General features: G+C 69.3%; 18 protein-coding genes. 12 read left to right on the top strand and 6 right to left on the bottom strand.

All coding sequences use genetic code 11. The features are described from left to right. Entirely contained in the window at positions 1–1,017 is a 1,017-nt protein-coding gene (locus tag ACOQOP_RS17655) for an Ldh family oxidoreductase (RefSeq protein ID WP_420563126.1), read from the bottom strand. A gap of 302 nt (positions 1,018–1,319) precedes the next feature. Here ACOQOP_RS17655 and ACOQOP_RS17650 point away from each other — a divergent pair, with 302 nt between their 5' ends. Continuing rightward, on the top strand, positions 1,320–1,979 hold the full coding sequence (locus ACOQOP_RS17650) for a peroxiredoxin (RefSeq protein ID WP_420563125.1): 660 nt from the start codon (positions 1,320–1,322) through the stop codon (positions 1,977–1,979). A gap of 476 nt (positions 1,980–2,455) precedes the next feature. Here the strand turns inward: ACOQOP_RS17650 and ACOQOP_RS17645 are convergent, their stop codons facing one another. Beyond that, a complete protein-coding gene (locus ACOQOP_RS17645) occupies positions 2,456–2,722 on the bottom strand; it encodes a dihydrodipicolinate synthase family protein (RefSeq protein WP_420563124.1) in 267 nt (88 codons plus the stop codon). Between the two features lie 147 nt (positions 2,723–2,869). After that, a complete protein-coding gene (locus ACOQOP_RS17640; protein WP_420563123.1) occupies positions 2,870–3,754 on the bottom strand; it encodes a dihydrodipicolinate synthase family protein in 885 nt (294 codons plus the stop codon). Positions 3,755–3,941: 187 nt separating this feature from the next. On the opposite strand from ACOQOP_RS17640, the gene ACOQOP_RS17635 reads away from it, so the two are divergent. The 4 genes from ACOQOP_RS17635 to ACOQOP_RS17620 all read left to right on the top strand — a co-directional run bounded on the left by ACOQOP_RS17635 (position 3,942) and on the right by ACOQOP_RS17620 (position 8,058). Next, positions 3,942–4,691: an IclR family transcriptional regulator gene (locus tag ACOQOP_RS17635; protein WP_420563122.1), complete on the top strand. Its 750-nt coding sequence runs from the start codon at positions 3,942–3,944 to the stop codon at positions 4,689–4,691. 69 nt (positions 4,692–4,760) lie between these two features. Then, positions 4,761–5,345 carry a cysteine hydrolase family protein gene (locus ACOQOP_RS17630; protein WP_420563121.1) on the top strand — a complete coding sequence of 195 codons (585 nt, stop codon included), beginning with the start codon at positions 4,761–4,763 and terminating at the stop codon, positions 5,343–5,345. Between the two features lie 38 nt (positions 5,346–5,383). Continuing rightward, positions 5,384–6,577, top strand: coding sequence for a 4-hydroxybenzoate 3-monooxygenase (gene pobA / locus ACOQOP_RS17625; protein WP_420563120.1), 1,194 nt, complete (start codon positions 5,384–5,386; stop codon positions 6,575–6,577). Between the two features lie 71 nt (positions 6,578–6,648). Continuing rightward, positions 6,649–8,058: an amidase gene (locus ACOQOP_RS17620; RefSeq protein ID WP_420563119.1), complete on the top strand. Its 1,410-nt coding sequence runs from the start codon at positions 6,649–6,651 to the stop codon at positions 8,056–8,058. A 165-nt stretch (positions 8,059–8,223) separates the two neighbouring features. On the opposite strand, the gene ACOQOP_RS17615 is transcribed toward ACOQOP_RS17620, so the two are convergent. Genes ACOQOP_RS17615 through ACOQOP_RS17605 form a run of 3 tightly spaced genes read right to left on the bottom strand, consistent with a single transcriptional unit; the run spans position 8,224 to position 10,384 of the window. After that, entirely contained in the window at positions 8,224–9,024 is an 801-nt protein-coding gene (locus tag ACOQOP_RS17615; RefSeq protein ID WP_420563118.1) for a 2-keto-4-pentenoate hydratase, read from the bottom strand. Positions 9,025–9,079: 55 nt separating this feature from the next. Continuing rightward, entirely contained in the window at positions 9,080–9,844 is a 765-nt protein-coding gene (locus tag ACOQOP_RS17610) for a biotin--[acetyl-CoA-carboxylase] ligase (protein ID WP_420563117.1), read from the bottom strand. A gap of 48 nt (positions 9,845–9,892) precedes the next feature. Continuing rightward, complete coding sequence (locus ACOQOP_RS17605; protein ID WP_420563116.1) at positions 9,893–10,384, bottom strand: GNAT family N-acetyltransferase; 492 nt, start codon at positions 10,382–10,384, stop codon at positions 9,893–9,895. A 188-nt stretch (positions 10,385–10,572) separates the two neighbouring features. Between ACOQOP_RS17605 and ACOQOP_RS17600 the strand changes: the two genes are divergently transcribed. The 7 genes from ACOQOP_RS17600 (at position 10,573) to ACOQOP_RS17570 (ending at position 18,905) form a co-directional block, all read left to right on the top strand. Beyond that, positions 10,573–11,031 carry a MaoC family dehydratase gene (locus ACOQOP_RS17600; RefSeq protein ID WP_420563115.1) on the top strand — a complete coding sequence of 153 codons (459 nt, stop codon included), beginning with the start codon at positions 10,573–10,575 and terminating at the stop codon, positions 11,029–11,031. Positions 11,032–11,046: 15 nt separating this feature from the next. Further along, positions 11,047–11,988 (top strand): bifunctional riboflavin kinase/FAD synthetase, encoded by a 942-nt coding sequence (locus tag ACOQOP_RS17595; RefSeq protein ID WP_420563114.1) that lies wholly within the window; start codon positions 11,047–11,049, stop codon positions 11,986–11,988. A 46-nt stretch (positions 11,989–12,034) separates the two neighbouring features. Further along, a complete protein-coding gene (gene ileS / locus ACOQOP_RS17590; RefSeq protein WP_420563113.1) occupies positions 12,035–14,857 on the top strand; it encodes an isoleucine--tRNA ligase in 2,823 nt (940 codons plus the stop codon). A gap of 10 nt (positions 14,858–14,867) precedes the next feature. Further along, positions 14,868–15,380, top strand: coding sequence for a signal peptidase II (gene lspA / locus ACOQOP_RS17585; RefSeq protein ID WP_420563112.1), 513 nt, complete (start codon positions 14,868–14,870; stop codon positions 15,378–15,380). After that, positions 15,364–15,996: a DUF3035 domain-containing protein gene (locus ACOQOP_RS17580; RefSeq protein WP_420563111.1), complete on the top strand. Its 633-nt coding sequence runs from the start codon at positions 15,364–15,366 to the stop codon at positions 15,994–15,996. Before lspA ends, ACOQOP_RS17580 begins: the two co-directional genes overlap by 17 nt. A 210-nt stretch (positions 15,997–16,206) precedes the next feature. After that, complete coding sequence (locus ACOQOP_RS17575; protein WP_420563110.1) at positions 16,207–17,559, top strand: M16 family metallopeptidase; 1,353 nt, start codon at positions 16,207–16,209, stop codon at positions 17,557–17,559. A gap of 5 nt (positions 17,560–17,564) precedes the next feature. Beyond that, positions 17,565–18,905: a M16 family metallopeptidase gene (locus tag ACOQOP_RS17570; RefSeq protein ID WP_420563109.1), complete on the top strand. Its 1,341-nt coding sequence runs from the start codon at positions 17,565–17,567 to the stop codon at positions 18,903–18,905. The last annotated feature ends 3 nt before the right edge of the window (positions 18,906–18,908 follow it).

Raw genomic sequence — 18,908 nt, 5'->3', positions numbered from 1 at the left:
TTATACGCCCGCCCGCGCCGTCAAGTCATCCGCCAGGGCGTCGGGGATGGTGATGCCGCCGGGGGCGGCGGCCCGTTTCGCCAGGCGGCTGTCGCCCGGCAGGCGGGTGCCCTCCTGTTTCAGGATCTCGGCGAACATCTCCTCCGAACGGGCGGCGAAGCCCGCCCCGCCGCCGAAGGCCCTGGGGTCCATCAGCAGGATCAGGTGACCGATCGCCGGCGGCGCCCCGGTCGGCTCGAAGAAGGAGGAGCCCTGATAGCCGAAATTGGAGCCGGTCAGCGCGCCGCAGAGCAGCTCCACCATGAGGCCGAGCGCGGCCCCCTTGGCCCCGGCGCTGCGCCCGCCGAGCGGCGCCATGGAGCCGACCAGGGCGGCGTCGGCATCGGTGGTGATGTTGCCCTCGGCGTCGAGCGCCCAGTCGTCGGGGATCGCCTCGCCCTTCTTCGCCGCCAGCACCACCTTGCCGCGGGCGACGGTGGAGACCGACAGGTCGATCACCAGCGGCGGCCGGCCGTCGGTGCGCGGCGAGGCGAAGGCGATCGGGTTGGTGCCGTACAGCGCGGTCTTGCCGCCCCAGGGCGCGATCGCGGCGGGCGTGTTGGAGAAGGCGAGCGCCACCAGGCCGCGGCTGGCGGCGTCCTCCACATGATGGCCGGCGACGCCGAAATGGTGGCTGTGCTTGATCGAGACGGCGGCGATGCCGGTTTCGCCGACGAACTCTGCCGCGGCGTCGAGCCCGGCCCGGATGGCGGGGAAGGCGAAGCCGATATGGCTGTCCACATCGACCACCGCCTGGGCGCTGCGGGTGATCGTCGGCCGGGCATGGCCGTCGACCTTGCCGTTCATCGCCTGTTCGGCATAGGGCGGGACCCGGGCGACGCCGTGGCTGGAGATCCCGTCGGCCTCGGCCCGCAGCAGGGCATCGGCGACCACGCCGGCGATATCGGGCGCCACATTGGACTTGATGAAGACATCGGCCATCAGGGCGCGCAGGGCGTCGGGAGCGAAAGTCGCCACGGGGCTATTCTCCTGTTCGGATATCGGGGAAGCACGGCCGAGGGGCCATGGAACCAGCTTGAAACGACGCTAACATTTATCACCTAGCCGTGATACGTCAGGGCCAATAAAGCAAGAGGCGGGCGGCCCGATCGGGGGTACCGTCCGCCCGCGTTCCGTCCGGTTTGGGGGGCGGGACCGCCTGGAGGAGGACGCCGGCCGGTCGGCAATCACCGGCAGCGACGCCTCGGCGACGACGATCGCTTTGATTGAACGCGCGCGGACCGTCCGTGCGTGATGCTGAAAACGATGGAGTGACCCTCATGACTCTCAAGATCGGCCAGACCGCCCCGAATTTCACCGCCAAGACCACCGAGGGCGAGATCTCGTTCCACGACTGGATCGGGGACAGCTGGTGCGTGCTGTTCTCGCACCCGAAGGACTTCACCCCGGTCTGCACCACCGAGCTCGGCTACATGGCCCGGATCAAGCCGGAATTCGACAAGCGCGGCGTGAAGATCATCGGCCTCAGCGTCGACAACGTCGACAACCACGCCAAATGGGCCGCCGATATCGAGGAGACCCAGGGGGCGAAGCCGAACTATCCGATGATCGGCGACACCGACCTGAACGTCTCCAAGCTGTACGGCATGCTGCCGGAGGGTGCGGGCGAGACCGCCGAGGGCCGTACCGCCGTCGACAACGCCACGGTCCGCAACGTCTTCGTCATCGGTCCGGACAAGACGGTGAAGCTGATCCTGGTCTATCCGATGAGCACCGGCCGCAATTTCGACGAGGTGCTGCGGGTGATCGACTCCATGCAGCTCACCGCCAAGCACCAGGTGGCGACGCCGGTGAACTGGAAGCATGGCGACGAGGTCATCATCGTCCCGGCGCTGAAGGACGAGGACGCCAAGGCGAAGTTCCCGGGCGGCTGGCGCGCCGAGAAGCCCTACCTGCGCTACGTCCCGCAGCCGAAGTGAGCTGAAAGCTCACTTCGCCCCGGAGCAGATCCGGGGCCGTGAAGGAAATGAGAGGGCCGGTGCAGGCATTGCGCCGGCCCTTTCCACATCCCTCATCCACTCCCCGGATTCATTCCGGGGCCCACGGTAGGGCGACCCGGACGGCGCCGCGTTTTCTCGAACACCCGAGCGGCGGACGGGTGGGCCCCGGAACAGGTCCGTGGAGTGTGAGATTTTGGGACCGAGGAAGACGCTCACCGGAACGCCTCAGCCCAATCCCGGACACTCCAGCGTCCCCACCCTGGATCCCGGCGCAGGGCCGGGAAGACGGGAAGAATTCCTCCCCTCTCACCCTCATCCACTTCCCGGATTTATTCCGGGGCCTACCCGTCGGCTCTTCGGGCGCTTGTGATGACCTGACGCCGCTCGAGCGGCCCAGCCGTGGGCCCCGGAATAAATCCGGGGAGTGGGTGAGAGAAGGAAGGGAAGCGCCCCCCTCAGATCGCCCCCAGCCCCTTCAGCGCCGCCTCGATCGCCTTCTTCTGCGTGGCACTCGCCGGCGCCATCGGCTGGCGGGGCAGCCCGGACGGCACGCCCTGCAGCGCCTGGGCGTATTTGGTGGCCGCCGGCAGGTTGTCGTGGGGCAGCAGCGCGTTCCAGGTGCGCAGCAGTTTGCCGTGCAGCCCCAGGGCCGCGGCGTGGTCGCCCGCCTTCACCAGATCCCACAGTTTCACCGACGCGCCGGCCCTTTTTTCCGATCCCATTCCCTCATGTCACTCCCCGGATTTATTCCGGGGCCTACCCGTCGGCTCTTCGGGCGCTGGTGATGACCTGACGCCGCTCGAGCGGCCCAACCGTGGGCCCCGGAATAAATCCGGGGAGTGGGTGAGAGAGGGAAGGGAAGCGCCCCCTCAGATCGCCCCCAGCCCCTTCAGCGCTGCTTCGATCGCCTTCTTCTGCGTGGCGCTCGCCGGCGCCATCGGCCGGCGCGGGAGGCCCGACGGCACCCCCTGCAGCGCCTGGGCGTATTTGGTGGCCGCCGGCAGGTTGTCGTGGGGCAGCAGCGCGTTCCAGGTGCGCAGCAGCTTGCCGTGCAGGTCCAGGGCCGCGGCGTGGTCGCCCGCTTTCACCAGGTCCCAGAGCTTCACCGACGCGCCGGGGGCCGCCGCCAGGATCGCGGCAATGGAACCATGCGCGCCCAGGGCATAGGAGGGGTACATCAGCGCGTCCACCGCGCTGAAGATCGACTTGCCCGGCTTCACGTCCAGCATCAGGTCGGCGAACAGCTTCAGGTCGCCGGCCGACTGCTTGACCCCGATCACCTCCGGCACCTCGTCGAAGATCCGCAGCAGCAGGGCCGGGGAGAGATAGGTCCAGGGCACCACGTTGTAGATGATGATCTTCTGCCCGGTCTCCCCGGCCATGGTGCGGAAATGCTCCACCATGTCGTCGTCGGATGGCCGGAACAGGTAGTGCACCGGCGTCACCTGCAGGGCGGCGGGGTTCAGGGCGGCCACCATCTTGCCCCTTCGCACCGCCTCGCGGGTGCTGTCGCAGATGATGCCGGCGACCACCGGCACCCGGCCGGCCGCCGCGTCCGTCGCGGCGGCGACCAGGTCGCGGGTCTCCTCGGCGTCGAGCGTGTGGCCCTCGCCGGTGGAGCCGCCGACGGCCACGCCGGTCGCCCCCTCCCGGATCAGCCAGTCGATCTGCTTGGCCGCCGCGTCGAAGTCGATGGCGCCGGCGGCGTCGAAGGGGGTGGTGGATGGCGGGATGACGCCGGCGAGCTCGGCCATGGGGTTCCTCCTGAAAGGGTCCGGCGCGTTCTTGATTGCGGAATAGGCGCGGAATGCGGCTGCCGGTACCGGTTATGACGCGGCCCATCCTCTGCGTGTCTTGCGCGCCGGAGAACGATGGCGTTCCATGAATTCCGATATTCGGAACAGTTCCGGCGGATGCTGCCCTGATGAAATCGCTCCCCCGATGAAATCCCTGCGCAAGACCTCCGCCGTGCTTGACTGCTTCACCCGCGAGGATCGCCGGCTGACCCTGGCCGAGATCGCCGCGCGCACCGGCCTGCCGAAGACCAGCGTCCACCGCCAGCTCGCCGCCCTGCGCGAGATCGGCTTTCTGGTCCAGGACGGACGGCGCGACGCCTACCGGCTCGGCTTCCGGCTGCTGGCCCTGGGCGGGGTGGTGCTGGCCGATATCGACCTGATGCGCCATGCCCGGGTCCCGGCGGCCACGCTCGCCAACCAGAGCGGCGAGGCGGTGCATATCTGCGTTTTCGACGGCCGCAACGTGGTCTCCATCGAGCGCCGGGAGATGGAGGGGGCGAGCAACGAGATCGTCCGCATCGAGCGCGAGCCGCCCCACTGCACCAGCACGGGCAAGGCGATCCTCTCCGTGCTGGGCGAGGCCGAGGCCGACCGGCTGCTGGCCGACCTGCTGGAGGACGGCGCCCTGCCCCGGTTCGGGCCGAACACGATCACCGACCGGGCCCTGTTGCGACGGGACCTCGCGCTCTGCCGGGCGCGCGGCTATGCGGTCGACGACGAGGAGCGCAATCCGGACGTGCGCTGCGTCGGCGCGCCGATCCGCCGCCACGGCCAGGTGGTTGGCGCCATCAGCGTCACCGGCCCGGCGCCCCGCTTCCCCGACGCGCGGCTGCCGGTGCTGGCGGAGATGGTGATGGCCACGGCGGCGAAGATCGGGCTCAATCTGGAGCGGTGAGGCCCAAGGACGGTCGGGCCCCGGGCTGATATGCTGAGCGGCCTCGCAGGGAGAAACTGGAGCAACCCCATGCCCGGCACCGTCATCGTCGCGAACCACTACCAGAACGAAAACTGCCATCCGGACGGGAAGGTGAAGGTGGGCATCGCCGCCGATGCCGACTGGCGCTGGCAGCGGCTCGACAACGCCAAGCGTCTGTTCGCCGGAGCGCGCGCGGCGGGCGTGCCCATCGTCCATGTGCGGCTCGCCGTCGACCCGGAATATCGCGACGTCATCGCGAACACGCCGCTGATCCGCCAATGGCTGGAACAGGGTGCGTGGAAGGAGGGGACCTGGGGCACGGAGTTCGTCGACGGTCTCGGCCCGATCGCAGGCGAGCACGTGGTCACCCACACCCGCAACAGCGGGTTCCAGGATTCCACGCTCGCCCAGGTGCTGTTCAAGCTCGGGGCCCGGCACCTGATCTGCTGCGGCGTGTCGACGGCCTATACGGTGGAGGGCACGGTGCGCCACGCGACCGACATCGGATACGAGGTGACCGTGGCGTCCGACGCCTGCTCGACCGCAACTCAGGCCCAGCACGAGGCGGCCCTGGCGGCGATGCGCGTGCTGGCGGAGATCAAGTCGGTGGACGCGATCCTGGCCGCGCTCTAGACCAGTCGCCGACGAACGAACACCGGGGGACGGTCGCCATGCGGACACAGGTTGCGATCATCGGCGGCGGGCCGGCCGGGCTGCTGCTCGGTCAGCTCCTGCATCTGGCGGGCATCGACACCGTCATCCTGGAGCGCCAGTCCCGCGCCCATGTGGAGGGCCGCATCCGCGCCGGCGTGCTGGAGCAGGGCACCGTGGACCTGCTGGTGGAGGCCGGGGTCGGCACGCGCCTGAAGGCCGAGGGGCTGGTCCATACCGGCTTCGACATCTGCATCGACGGCGCCCGCCACCGCATCGACCTGGAAGGCCTGACCGGTGGGAAGACCGTCACGGTCTACGGCCAGACCGAGGTGACCAAGGACCTGATCGCCGCCCGGCTCGCCGCCGGTCTGCCCCTAGTCTTCGAGGCGGCGAACGTCGCCCTGCACGACATCGACAGCGACCGGCCCCGGGTGACCTACGAGAAGGACGGCGAGACCCACTCCGTCGACTGCGCCGCCATCGCCGGCTGCGACGGCTTCCACGGCGTGTCGCGCAGGAGCATCCCCCAGGGCGTGCTGCGGACCTATGAGCGGGTCTATCCCTTCGGCTGGCTCGGCATCCTGGCCGATGTGCCGCCGGTCAGCCACGAGCTGATCTACGCCACCCACCCGGACGGCTTCGCGCTCGCCTCCATGCGCAGCGAGACCCGCAGCCGCTACTACATCCAGTGTCCGCTCGACACCGACGTGGCCGACTGGCCGGACGACCGGCTCTGGGCGGTGCTGAAGACCCGGTTCGGCGAGGCGGCCGGGCGCGAGATGCGGACCGGCCCGTCGATCGAGAAGAGTGTCGCCCCCCTGCGCAGCTTCGTCGCCGAGCCGATGCGCCACGGGCGCCTGTTCCTGGCCGGCGACGCCGCCCATATCGTGCCGCCGACGGGGGCCAAGGGCCTGAACCTGGCCGCCGCCGATGTGCGCATCCTGTCCTGGGCGCTGATCGACCTGTTCAAGCACAACTCGACCGCCGGGATCGACGGCTACAGCGCCGCCTGCCTCGCCCGGGTGTGGAAGGTGCAGCGCTTCTCCTGGTGGTTCTCCACCCAGCTCCACAATTTCGACAACGAGCCGGAATTCGAGCGCCGGGTGCACCGGGCGGAACTGGACTATCTGATGGAATCCGAAAGCGCGCAGAAGACCCTGGCGGAGAACTATGTGGGCCTGCCCTTCGTCGATCCCCGGACGGCGGCATAGCAATTCCGGCGGTTGCCAAGCCGGGATCTGCGTTGTCCGATAGCGGCCCTCACTGACCCGGAGCCGCTGCCATGTCCGTCGCCGACCTGATCCCGAAGACCGCCACCGAAATCGTCGGCCTGCTGAAGAAGGGCGAGGTCACCACCGCCGACCTTCTGGACGCGCTGGAGCAGCGCATCGAGGCGGTCGACGGCAAAATCAACGCCCTGCCGACCCTGTGCTTCGAGCGCGCCCGGGCGCGCGCCTCGGCGGCGTCGAAGGACAGCGTGCTGGCCGGCCTGCCGGTGGCGATCAAGGACCTGACGGCGACGCAAGGGGTGCTTACCACCTACGGCTCGCCGATCTACAAGGACAACGTGCCCGACAGCTCCGACATTCTGGTGGAGATGCTGGAGGCCGAGGGCGCGGTGATCTACGCCAAGTCAAACACCCCGGAATTCGGCGCGGGTGCGAACACCTTCAACGAGGTGTTCGGCCGCACGGTGAACCCCTGGAACACGTCGCGCAGCGTCGCCGGCTCGTCCGGCGGCTCTGCGGCCGCACTCGCCTCGGGCACGGCCTGGCTGGCCTCCGGCTCCGACCTCGGCGGCAGTCTGCGCAACCCGGCCAGCTTCTGCGGCATCGTCGGCTTCCGTCCGACCCCCGGCCGGGTCGCCCACGGTCCCTCCGACCTGCCCTTCGGCTCGATGTCGGTGGACGGGCCGATGGCGCGCAACGTGCCGGACGTGGCGCTGATGCTGGACGCCATGGCCGGCCAGCACCCGGTCGACCCGATCTCGCTCGCCCGGCCGGCGGAATCCTTCACCGACGCGGTCAAGGCGAAGCGGATGCCGAAACGGGTGGCGCTGAGCGTCGATCTCGGCGGCATCACCCCGGTGGACAAGGAGGTCGCCGCTCTGGTGGAGAAGGCGGCCAAGGTGTTCGAGGACATGGGCTGCATCGTCGAGGAGGCGAGCCCGGACTTCACCGACGTGCAGCTCGTGTTCCAGACCCTGCGCGCCATGCAGTTCGCCGCCAGCAAGAAGGCCCTGCCGGAGACGCACCGCGACCTGCTGAAGCCGGAGGTGATCTGGAACATCGAGAAGGGCCTGAAGCTGACCATGGACGAGATCGCCCAGGCGGAGCTCGCCCGCGGCCGGCTGTACCATCGGGTGGAGCAGTTCTTCCGCACCTACGACCTGGTGCTGTCCCCGGCGACCATCGTGCCGCCCTATCCGGTCGAGCACCGCTATGTGGAGGAATGCAACGGGCACCGGTTCTCGAACTACATCGAGTGGTGCACGGTGGCCTATGCCTTCACCTGCGCGGCCTGCCCGGCGATGTCGGTGCCGGCGGGGTTCACCGGGAGCGGGCTGCCGGTCGGCCTGCAGATCGCCGGCAAGCCGCGCGGCGAAGCGGACCTGCTGAGTGCCGCCGCGCTGTACGAGGCGGCGGCGGGGATCAACTCGGGTATCCCCATCGATCCCCGCGCGGGGAGCTGACACGCCCCATATACCTCTCCCGTCACCCCGGCCTTGCGCCGGGGCCGAGAGATAAATCGCGATGGAGCGTTGGGAGAAAACCTCAGCCGTTCCATCGCGCTGGCGTCTGGGTCCCGGGTCAAGCCCGGGAAGACGGGATGGGGCGAGTGGGAACGCCCCCTCGGATCAGGTGAAATCCACCGTCACCGTGCCCAGCGGCCCGTAATCCGCCACGATCTTCTCGTTCGGCTGGGCCGGGTACGGCGGCGTGGTCGAGCCCGTGGTCACGTATTCGCCGGCCGCGATCGACTTGCCGTGCTTGGCCAGCTCGTTGACCAGCCAGGCGGTCACCGCGTAGGGGCCGTTCTCCACATTGCCGCCCTTGCCCTCGCGCACGGACTGGCCGTCGGCGGTCAGGGTCACGGCGAGGTCGAGCAGGTTCATGTCCTTCGCGCCGTCCACGGGCTTGCCCATGATCCAGTAGCCGTGGGCGCCGTCGTCGGCGATCAGCGAGGCGCCGCCCGCCTTGGTCCAGCCGGCGCCGAACGGGGTGTCGACGATCTCGATCGCCGGCAGTACGGCGTCCACCGCGTCGATCACGTCCTCCTCGGTGACGGTCCGCTTCAGGCCGTCCAGCGGCTTGCCGAAGCGCAGGGCGATCTCCGGCTCGATGACGCGGATGTAGAGGTCCTTGCTCGGGAAGGAGGCCGGGCTCTCGGTCGTCATGGTGGAGAGCAGCACGCCCCAGAACATGTCGGGCAGCCCGAGCAGCTCGCGCGCACCGGCATTGGTGGCGCCGATCTTGTAGCCGATCGAGACCGCCCCGTCGGCGGCCCGCATCTCGATCACCTCGGCCTGGATGGCGTAGCCGTCCTCCAGGTCCTCCGGCTTCTGGCCGTCGGGCAGGGCGTCCAGGGTTGCCTTGCGGGCCCGGTGGTCCTGCAGGGTGACGGCGGCGGCTTTCACCATGTCTTCGGGCATCGGCATCTCGGCACTCCCTTGGCTTGTTGTTCTGCTTACGTACGACGCGCGGACGGCGATGTCACCCCGGCTGCTGCCGTACGGGGGTGCCGAAGAACAGGTCGCCGGCGGAGATCGCCCGAACCGTGCCGTCGGCGGTGACGATCTGCGCCCGGCACTGGTCGTCGAGCCCGCGCAGGGTGCCGGCCACGTCGTCGGCCGGATCGTCGGTGATCCGCGCGATGATAGGACCGCCGATCCCGCCCAGATGTTCCAGCACCGCCGTGCGGATCGCCGGCAGGCCGCCGGTCAGATAGGCGGCCAGGCGCCGGTCGAAGAGCGCCGCCAGGTCGTGGACCGCCCGGTCCCGGTCGACCGCCGTCGCTCCCTTGGAGGCGAGATCGGCGGCGGCATAGAGCTGGCCGGTGGGCGGCGAGGAGACCAGGTTGACCCCGATGCCGCAGATCACCCAGGGACGGCCGTCCTGCTCGCCGCTCTCCAGCAGGATGCCGGCCAGCTTGCCGCCGGCCACCAGCACGTCGTTCGGCCATTTCAGCGCGACCGGGACCTCCGCCGGCAACGCGGCACGGGCGAGATCGAGTACGGCCAGCCCGCAGACCATGGACAGGCCCCAGACGGGCGGACAGCCGGGCTGCGGGAAGGCGACGCGGCTCCAGTAGAGGTTGCCCTTCGGGCTGGTCCAGCTCCGTCCGCGCCGCGCCCGCCCGCCGGTCTGCTCGCGGGCGGTGACGATGGCGCCGTCGGCGAGGCTGCCGTCGGCGATCCGCCGGCGGGCCTCAAGATTGGTGCTGTCGACGCTGTCGAGGTCGATGATCGGGATGCTCATCTGGGCCGGATCGCACGGCCGGCGCGCCCGATCAAGCCGGAACGCCCGTCAGACGAGGCGCAGCCGGTAGAAGCGGGTGTCCACGGACATCCGCGGGAAGCTCGCCGGCAGGTCGGCCTCCTCCACCAGCTCGAAACCGGCCTTCTCGTAGAACCGGTGGGCGGCCAGGAACTTCGCCGTGGTGCCCAGCAGGACCTCGGTCAGCCCCCTGTCCCGGGCATGGGCGAGCAGGGTGTCGAGCAGACGGCGGGCGACCCCGTGCTCGCGGCCTCGGAAGTCGGGATGGACGAACATCTTGCGCAGGGCGCCGCGGCCCTCGCCGATATCGATCAGGGCGATGGAGCCGACCACCCGGCCCGCGGCGTTCTGGGCGACCCAGAACTCGCCGGCCCGCTTGCGGTAGAAGCCGGGGATGTCCTGCAGGTCCGGCTGGTCCGCATAGGTGATCGGGATCTCGAATTCCTGCTGCTGGATCGGCACGATCAGGTCGCGCACGCCGTCCCGCTGGGCGTCGGCATAGGGGGCGATGGATACGGACATGAACGGCTCTCCCGGCTCGGATCAACCCCGCAAAGATGCGCGCTGCCGCCGCAGGCGCAACTGGACCTGCGGTGCGGTTCGGCCCGGCGCCCGCCCTCGCTTGAGGCGGCCCGGCCCCGCCTGTATAGTCCGCCGCATAAATTTCGCGCTGCAGCAAAAGCGGTCGAAGAGCCCGGGAGAGGGACGGCATGAGTGAGAGCAACGGCGAAGAAGTCGGCCAGTACTTCCTCGAAGACCTCAGTGTCGGCATGACGTCGGACTACGACCGCGTGGTGACCGAGGACATGATCGAGCAGTTCGCCGAGGTGTCGGGCGACAACAACCCGCTGCACGTCGACGAGGACTATGCCAAGACCACCATGTTCAAGGGCCGGATCGCCCACGGCATGCTGGGGGCGGCGTTCATCTCCAAGGTGTTCGGGACCCAGATGCCGGGCAAGGGCTCGGTCTACATCTCCCAGACCCTGCGCTTCTTCGCCCCGGTGCGGATCGGCGACACGGTGACGACCACCGTGGAGGTCGTGGACATCAATCACGAGAAGAAGCGGGTCGCCTTCCACTCGCGCTGCCGGGTTGGGCGCACCGTCGTGATCGACGGCGACGCCACGATCCTGGTGCCGTCGCGCGCGGCGATCAAGGCGGCCTGAGGGAAGGGCAGAGCGGTGGAAATCCTGCGTTCGCTGGAGGAAGTGGAGCCGCGTCACCGGGGCTCGGTGGCGGCGATCGGCAATTTCGATGGCGTCCATCTCGGTCACCGGGCGGTGATCGGCGAGGCGGCCCGGATCGCCGGCGACCTGCACGCCCCGCTGTCGGTGGTGACCTTCGAGCCGCATCCACGCCAGTTCTTCCAGGCCAACCTGGACCCGTTCCGGCTGAGCACGTCGAAGGGGCGGGCGACCCGGCTGGAGGATCTGGGCGTCGACACCCTGTTCGAGATCCCGTTCAACAAGGAGTTCGCCCAGCTCAGCGCGGAGACCTTCATCGACGACGTGCTGCTCGGCCGGCTCGGCCTGCGCCATGTGGTGATCGGCTACGACTTCAATTTCGGCCATCGCCGGCGCGGCACCCCCGACATGCTGGTGGAGCGCGCCTCCCAGAAGGGCTTCGGCGCCACCAAGGTTGCCGCGGTGCATGAGAGCGACGGCGCGGTCTATTCCTCGTCGCGCATCCGCCAGTGCCTGATGGAGGGCGATCCGCGCGGGGCGGCCTCCCTCCTCGGGGCCCCCTGGGAGATCACCGCCAAGGTGGAGGAGGGCGACCGGCGCGGCCGGACCATCGGCTTCCCGACGGCCAACCTGCGCCTGGGCGACCTGCTCTGCCCGCGGCTCGGCGTCTATGCCATCCGCGCCATGCTCACCAGCGGCGAAGGATCGGGCACCTGGATGCCCGGCGTGGCCAATCTCGGCATCCGTCCGACGGTCAACGACCGGGGCGTGCTGCTGGAGGTGCACCTGTTCGACCGGGAAATCGACCTGTATGGCCGCGAGCTCCGCGTGAGATTGGTTGACTTTATCCGGCCGGAGCGGAAGTTTGGCGGCCTGGACGAGCTGACGGCGCAGATCGGCGCCGATGCGGCTCAGGCGCGGGAACTGCTGGGGCACTGATTCGGCCCCGTTTGCTCCCGGCTCCCCAACGACACGGACGTTCGAGATGACGACGGACTACAAGAGCACGGTGTTCCTGCCGAAGACGGATTTCCCCATGCGCGCCGGCCTGCCGCAGCGCGAGCCGGAGATTCTCGCCTGGTGGAAGGAGATCGATCTCGACCGGCGCATCCGCGAGATCCGCAAGGGGGCCGAGCCCTTCATCCTGCATGACGGCCCGCCCTATGCGAACGGCCACCTGCATATGGGCCACGCCCTGAACAAGATCCTGAAGGACCTGGTCAGCCGCACCCAGCACATGGCCGGCAAGCGCACCCACTACGTTCCGGGCTGGGACTGCCACGGCCTGCCGATCGAGTGGAAGATCGAGGAGGACTACCGGGCCAAGGGCAAGGACAAGGACGCCGTGCCGGTGGTCGAGTTCCGCCGCGAGTGCCGCGAGTTCGCCGACAAGTGGATCGACACCCAGCGCGAGGAGTTCAAGCGCCTGGGCGTGACCGGCGACTGGGACCACTACTACACCACCATGACCTTCAAGGCCGAGGCGCAGATCGCGCGCGAGATCGGCAAGTTCCTGATGGACGGCAGCCTGTACAAGGGCGCGCGGCCGGTCATGTGGTCGGTGGTGGAGAAGACCGCGCTCGCCGATGCCGAGGTCGAGTATCACGACCACACCTCGGTCACGATCCATGTGCGCTTCCCGGTGATCAAGGCGGGCAATCCCGCGCTGGAGGGGGCGGCGATCGTCATCTGGACGACCACCCCCTGGACCATGCCGGGCAACCGCGCCGTCGCCTATGGCGAGGACATCGATTACGTCGTGATCGAGCCGACCGCCGTCGCCGAGAACAGCCTGGCCAAGGTCGGCGAGAAGCTGGTGGTCGCCCGCTCCCTGCTGGAGGACTTCAAGGCCCAGACCAAGATCGAGGCGGTCAAGGAACTGGCGAGCCTGAAGGGCGCCGACATCGCCGGCACGGTCTGCGCCCATCCGCTGCGCGGCCAGGGCTACGACTACGACGTGCCGGCGTTGGCCGCCGATTTCGCCACCGACGACGCCGGCACCGGCTTCGTGCACATCGCGCCGGGCCACGGTGCGGACGACTTCGTGCTGGGCAAGGCGCACGATCTGGAGGTGCCGCAGACCGTCGGCGATGACGGCGTGTTCTACGACCATGTGCCGCTGTTCGCCGGCATGCATGTGCTCGAGGACAACATGAAGATCGCGGCCATCATCCGCGACCATGGCGGCCTGGTGGCGCGCGGCAAGATCAAGCACTCCTATCCGCATTCCTGGCGCTCCAAGGCGCCGCTGATCTTCCGCAACACCTCCCAGTGGTTCATCTCGATGGAGGCCACGGGGCTGCGGGACAAGGCGCTGAAGGCGATCGACGAGACCCGTTTCGTGCCCGCCGCCGGCCAGAACCGGCTGCGCGGCATGATCGAGACCCGGCCCGACTGGTGCATCAGCCGCCAGCGCGCCTGGGGCGTGCCGATCCCGGTCTTTGTCTCCAAGGAGACCGGCGAGCCGCTGCGCGACCAGGCGGTGATCGACCGGGTGGCCGAGGCCTTCGAGAAGGAGGGGGCGGATGCCTGGTTCTCCAGCGACCCGTCGCGCTTCCTCGGCCCCGACCACGATCCCAAGGATTACGAGCAGGTCACCGACATCGCCGATGTCTGGTTCGACAGCGGCTCGACCCATGCCTTCGTGCTGGAATCCGACGACGAGGCCTGGGCCGATCTGCCCTGGCCGGCGCAGCTCTACCTGGAGGGCTCCGACCAGCATCGCGGCTGGTTCCACTCCTCCCTGCTGGTCGGCTGCGGCACCCGCGGCCGCGCGCCCTACGAGGCGGTGCTGACCCACGGCTTCATCAATGCCGAGGACGGACGCAAGATGTCCAAGTCGCTCGGCAACGGCGTCGATCCGCTGGAGGTGATCGCCGAGAGCGGCGCCGATATCCTGCGCATCTGGGTGGTCAGCTCCGACTTCACCGAGGACCTGCGGGTCGGTCCGGGCATCCTGAAGCACGCGGTCGATCACTATCGGCGCCTGCGCAACACCCTGCGCTACGTGCTGGGCGCGCTGGACGGCTACACGGCGGCGGAGGCGATCGAGCCCGAGCGCATGCCGGAGCTGGAGCGCTGGGTGCTGCACCGGATCTCGGAGATCGACGCGGTGATGCGCCAGTGCACCCGGGATTTCGACTACCACACCATGTTCCTGACCCTGCACCAGTTCTGCTCGGTGGACCTGTCGGCCTTCTATTTCGACATCCGCAAGGACTCGCTGTACTGCGACGATCCCCGCAGCGACCGGCGCCGGGCCGTGCGCACGGTGATGAACACCCTGTTCGAATGCCTGACCACCTGGTTGGCGCCGATCTGCGTGTTCACCGCCGAGGAAGCCTGGCGGTCGCGCAACACCGGCGAGTTCGACTCCGTCCACCTGCAGGCCTATCCGACGATCCCGGCCGCGTGGCGCGACGAGGCGCTGGCCGAGAAGTGGTCGAAGATCCGCGCGGTGCGCCGCGTGGTGACCGGGGCCCTGGAGCTGGAACGGGCGGAGAAGCGCATCGGCTCGTCGCTGCAGGCGGCTCCGACCGTCTACATGTCGGCGGCGGAGAAGGCGGCGTTCGAGGGCCTGGACGCGGCCGAGATCTTCATCACCTCCGGCGCCACCCTGACCGAGGGCGCGGGGCCGGAGGGCGCCTACCGTCTGCCGGACGTGGCGGGCGTGGCCTGCGTGCCGGGTCCGGCCGAGGGCGAGAAGTGCGAGCGCTGCTGGCGGGTCCTGCCGGAGGTGGCGGTCGGCGATCCGATCTGCGACCGCTGCGAGGGCGCGGTCTCCGGCCTGGTCGACGCGGCCGAGTGAGCAGCGCGGCATGAGGTCTGCGCTCACCCGCGGTCTGGGGCTCGGCGCCCTGGTCGTCATCGCCGACCAGGCCACCAAGCTGTGGGCGCTGTCGGCCCTGTTCGATCCGCCGCGCCGCGTGCCGATCCTGCCGGTTCTCGACTTCGTGCCGGTCTGGAACCGGGGCGTCAGCTTCGGCCTGCTGGCCAATGACAGCCCGTGGGGCCCCTGGCTGCTCAGCGGCTTCGCCCTGGTGGTCTGCCTGTTCATGGGCTTCTGGCTTGCCCGGTCGACGAGTTGGCCGCTGATCTACGGCCTCGGCGCGGTCATCGGCGGGGCGGTCGGCAACGTGATCGATCGCATGTTATACGGCGCCGTCTTCGACTTCATCGACGTGCATTACGGGGGCTGGCACTGGCCGGCCTTCAACATTGCTGATTCTGCGATTACCTTAGGCGTCGCTCTTTTGCTGCTCGACGCCTTCGGCATCGGCATCGGCACCCGCAAAGGGGAGACCGAGGGAGGACATGGAAACGATGGGTGAGACCGCCGACCGGGTGCGCACCGTGGGGCGCGCTGCCCGCATCGTCCCGGCCGCCGTGCTGGCGGTTATCATGGCCGTCGGCCTGGGCGGCTGCGGCCAGCTCCGTGATGCGCTGGGCCAGACCAAGGATCCGCCGGACGAGTTCCAGGTGGTGGCCCGCGCGCCCCTGGCGCTGCCGCCGAACTACGACCTGCGCCCGCCGCGCCCCGGCGCGCCGCGTCCGCAGGAGCGCTCGACCACCGATGCCGCGGCCGAGCGGATTCTCGGCCGGTCGGCCCGGGCGACCACGGCTAATCCGAACGCGGTTCCGGCCGCCCCGGTGGTCGTGAACTCGATCGGCGAGGCGAAGTTCCGCCAGCAGCTCGGCGTCGGCCAGGCCGAGCCGGGCATCCGCGAGACCGTGGACAAGGAGACGGCGGAATACGTCTACGAGACCCGCTATCCGATCGACCGGCTGCTGTTCTGGAAGGACGATCCGGAGCGGGGCGTGCTGCTCGACGCCAGCAGGGAGCAGCAGCGTCTGCAGGAGAACGCGGCCCTCGGCCGCAAGCCGAACGAAGGCGAGCTGCCGACGATCACGCGGAACCGCGAAGGCCTGCTGCAGCGGATCTTCTGATCGGACGTCTCTGAACCGGCACGGACCCAGAAATCGGCCCGTGCCGGTCGCAAAGCCGCCATATTCTCCCCGTCGTATCGCGCGCGTTCCGGCCTCCCGGACCCGAGCTCGGGCTCCGGGATCGCCGGTTTCCGACGGGGCGGTTTGACGAATGGAGCGTCGGCCGCCATCTCTGACGCGTGCCTGCTGTCCGGACGGAGAATTTCGGCGATGCGACTCCTCTCAGCCACCGGTCGTTTGCTCGGCCTCCTGACCCTGTTGGTCGTGCTGGCCGCGCCGGCCCGCGCGGCGGTGTTCGACCCCACGACCTTCACCCTGGCCAACGGGCTGCAGGTGGTCGTGATCGAGAACGACCGCGCCCCGGTGGTCAGCCACATGGTGTTCTACAAGGTGGGATCCGCCGACGAGCCCAAGGGCAAGTCCGGGATCGCCCATTTCCTGGAACACCTGATGTTCAAGGGCACCGACACGATGGCGCCGGGCGAGTTCTCGGCGATCATCAAGCGGATCGGCGGCCAAGAGAACGCCTTCACCTCCTATGACTACACCGGCTACTACCAGAACGTCGCCAAGCAGCATCTGGGCCGGATGATGGAGCTGGAGGCCGACCGGATGGCCAACCTGAAGCTGCCGGCCGACCAGATCGCCCCGGAACTCGAGGTGGTGCGCGAGGAGCGCCGGTCGCGGATCGACAACGACCCCTCCTCCCTGCACAGCGAGCAGGTCTCCGCCGCCACCTATCTCGCCTATCCCTACCGCATCCCGATCATCGGCTGGGAGGACGAGGTCTCCGCCCTGACCCAGGAGGATGCCGAAGAGTTCTATCGGACCTGGTACGCCCCCAACAACGCGGTGCTGGTGGTCGCCGGCGACGTCACGCCGGACGAGGTGCGCCGTCTGGCCGAGGACACCTACGGCAAGATCGCCGCCCGCGAGATCCCGGACCGGGTCGCCCTGCGCGGCACCGAGCCGGCGCAGCTCGCCGCCCGGCGGGTTGAGGGCACCCACCCGCGGGTCGACCAGCCGACCTGGTCGCGTCGCTGGATCGCGCCGGGCCAGGTCTGGGGCGACACTGACCTCGTGCCGGCGCTGGAAGTGGCAGCCGAGATCCTCGGCGGCGGCACCACCAGCCGGCTGTACCGGGCCCTGGTGGTCGAGCAGGCCAAGGCGGTCTATGCCGGTGCCGGCTACGGCCCCACGGGCCTCGGCCCGCAGCTCTTCGCGGTCTATGCCAGCCCGCGCGCCGACGTGACCGTGGAGGCGCTTGAGGAGGCCGTGGAGGCGGAGATCACCCGCATGCTGCGCGACGGCGTCACCGCCGAGGAGGTGGAGTCGGCCGTCATGCGGATGAAGCGGGGCGCGATCTTCGCCCGCGACGATTCCCTGGCCCCCGCCCGGCTGTTCGGCGTCGAGCTCGCCTCAGGCGGCACCATCGCCGACGTGGAGGAATGGCCCGAGCGGATCGGTGCCGTCACCCCCGACGCCGTCCAGGCGGCCCTGCGGCAGGTGCTCGTCGAGCCGCATTCCGTCACCAGCATTCTGCGCCCCGAGCCCCGGAGCTGAGCGCCATGAAAAGCCTTCTGCGACTAGTCGTCTGCGTCCTCGTCCTGCTGCCCGGCGGCGCCTACGCCCTGGAGATCCAGCAGGTCACCAGCCCGGGCGGGATCAAGGCCTGGCTGGTGGAGGACCACCGCAACCCGATCCTGTCCCTCGACTTCTCCTTCCGAGGCGGCGAATCCGCCGATCCGGAGGGCAAGGAGGGCCGCGCCCGCCTGGTCTCCGGCCTGCTGGACGAAGGGGCCGGCGACCTGGATTCCCAGGCCTTTCAGAAGGTGCTGGCCGACAATTCGATCTCGATCGGCTTCGACAGCCGCTCCGACCGGTTCTCCGGCAACATGGTCACCCTGACCGAGACCCGCGACACGGCGGTCGACCTGCTGCGCCTGGCCCTGACCGAGCCGCGCTTCGATGCGGAGCCGGTGGAGCGCATCCGGGCGCAGATCACCGCCTCCCTGCGCCGCAGCCTGCAGGACCCCCGCACCATCGCCAACCGCACCTGGTGGGCCACCAGCTTCCCCGACCACCCGTATGGCCGCTCCGGCGACGGCACGCTGGAGAGCGTGGCGGCGGTGACGGTCGAGGACCTGCGCGCCTTCACCGACGCGGTCCTGGCCCGCGAGGACCTGGTGGTCGCCGCGGTGGGCGACATCGGCGCCGAGGAGCTCGGCACCCTGCTCGACACCGTCTTCGGCGGCCTGCCGGAGAAATCGGGGGTGGAGCCGGTCGCGGATACCGATCCGGCCCATGACGGCGAGACCATCGTGGTCGATCTGGCCATCCCGCAATCCGTCGTGGTCTTCGGCCAGCCCGGCATCGACCGCGAGGACCCGGACTGGTTCACCGCGAACCTGCTGAACCGGGTGATGGCCGGCGGCTTCGGCTCGCGGCTGATGGAGGAGATCCGCGAGAAGCGCGGCCTGGTCTACGGCGTCTGGGCCTATCTGCTGCCGCTCGACCATTCCCCGCTGATGATGGGCGGCCTCGCCTCCCAGAACGCCCGGGTGGCCGAGGCGATCTCTCTGGTCCGCCAGGAATGGGAGCGCATGGCCGAGGAGGGGCCGACCCAGGAGGAGCTGGACGACGCCCGCACCTATCTGCTGGGCTCCTTCCCCCTCAGCCTGACCGATTCGGAGGGCATCGCCTCGCTTCTGGTCTCGCTGCAGGAGAACGACCGGCCGGTCGACTATCTCGACCAGCTGGAGGAGATCTATGGCGGAATCACCCTGGCGGATGCCCGTCGGGTCGCGGCAAAACTGTATCGTGCGAAGGAATTGACGGTGGTCGTTGCCGGTCAACCGGAGGGGATCGAGCCCGCCGGGACGACGTCCGCGCCCGCTTCCGGAGGCTGACGC

Origin of the sequence: Thalassobaculum sp., assembly GCF_965223715.1 — a bacterium.
Lineage (GTDB): Bacteria > Pseudomonadota > Alphaproteobacteria > Thalassobaculales > Thalassobaculaceae > Thalassobaculum.
The sequence above is the reverse complement of the archived record's forward strand: the minus strand, read 5'-3'. Positions and strand labels throughout refer to the sequence as shown.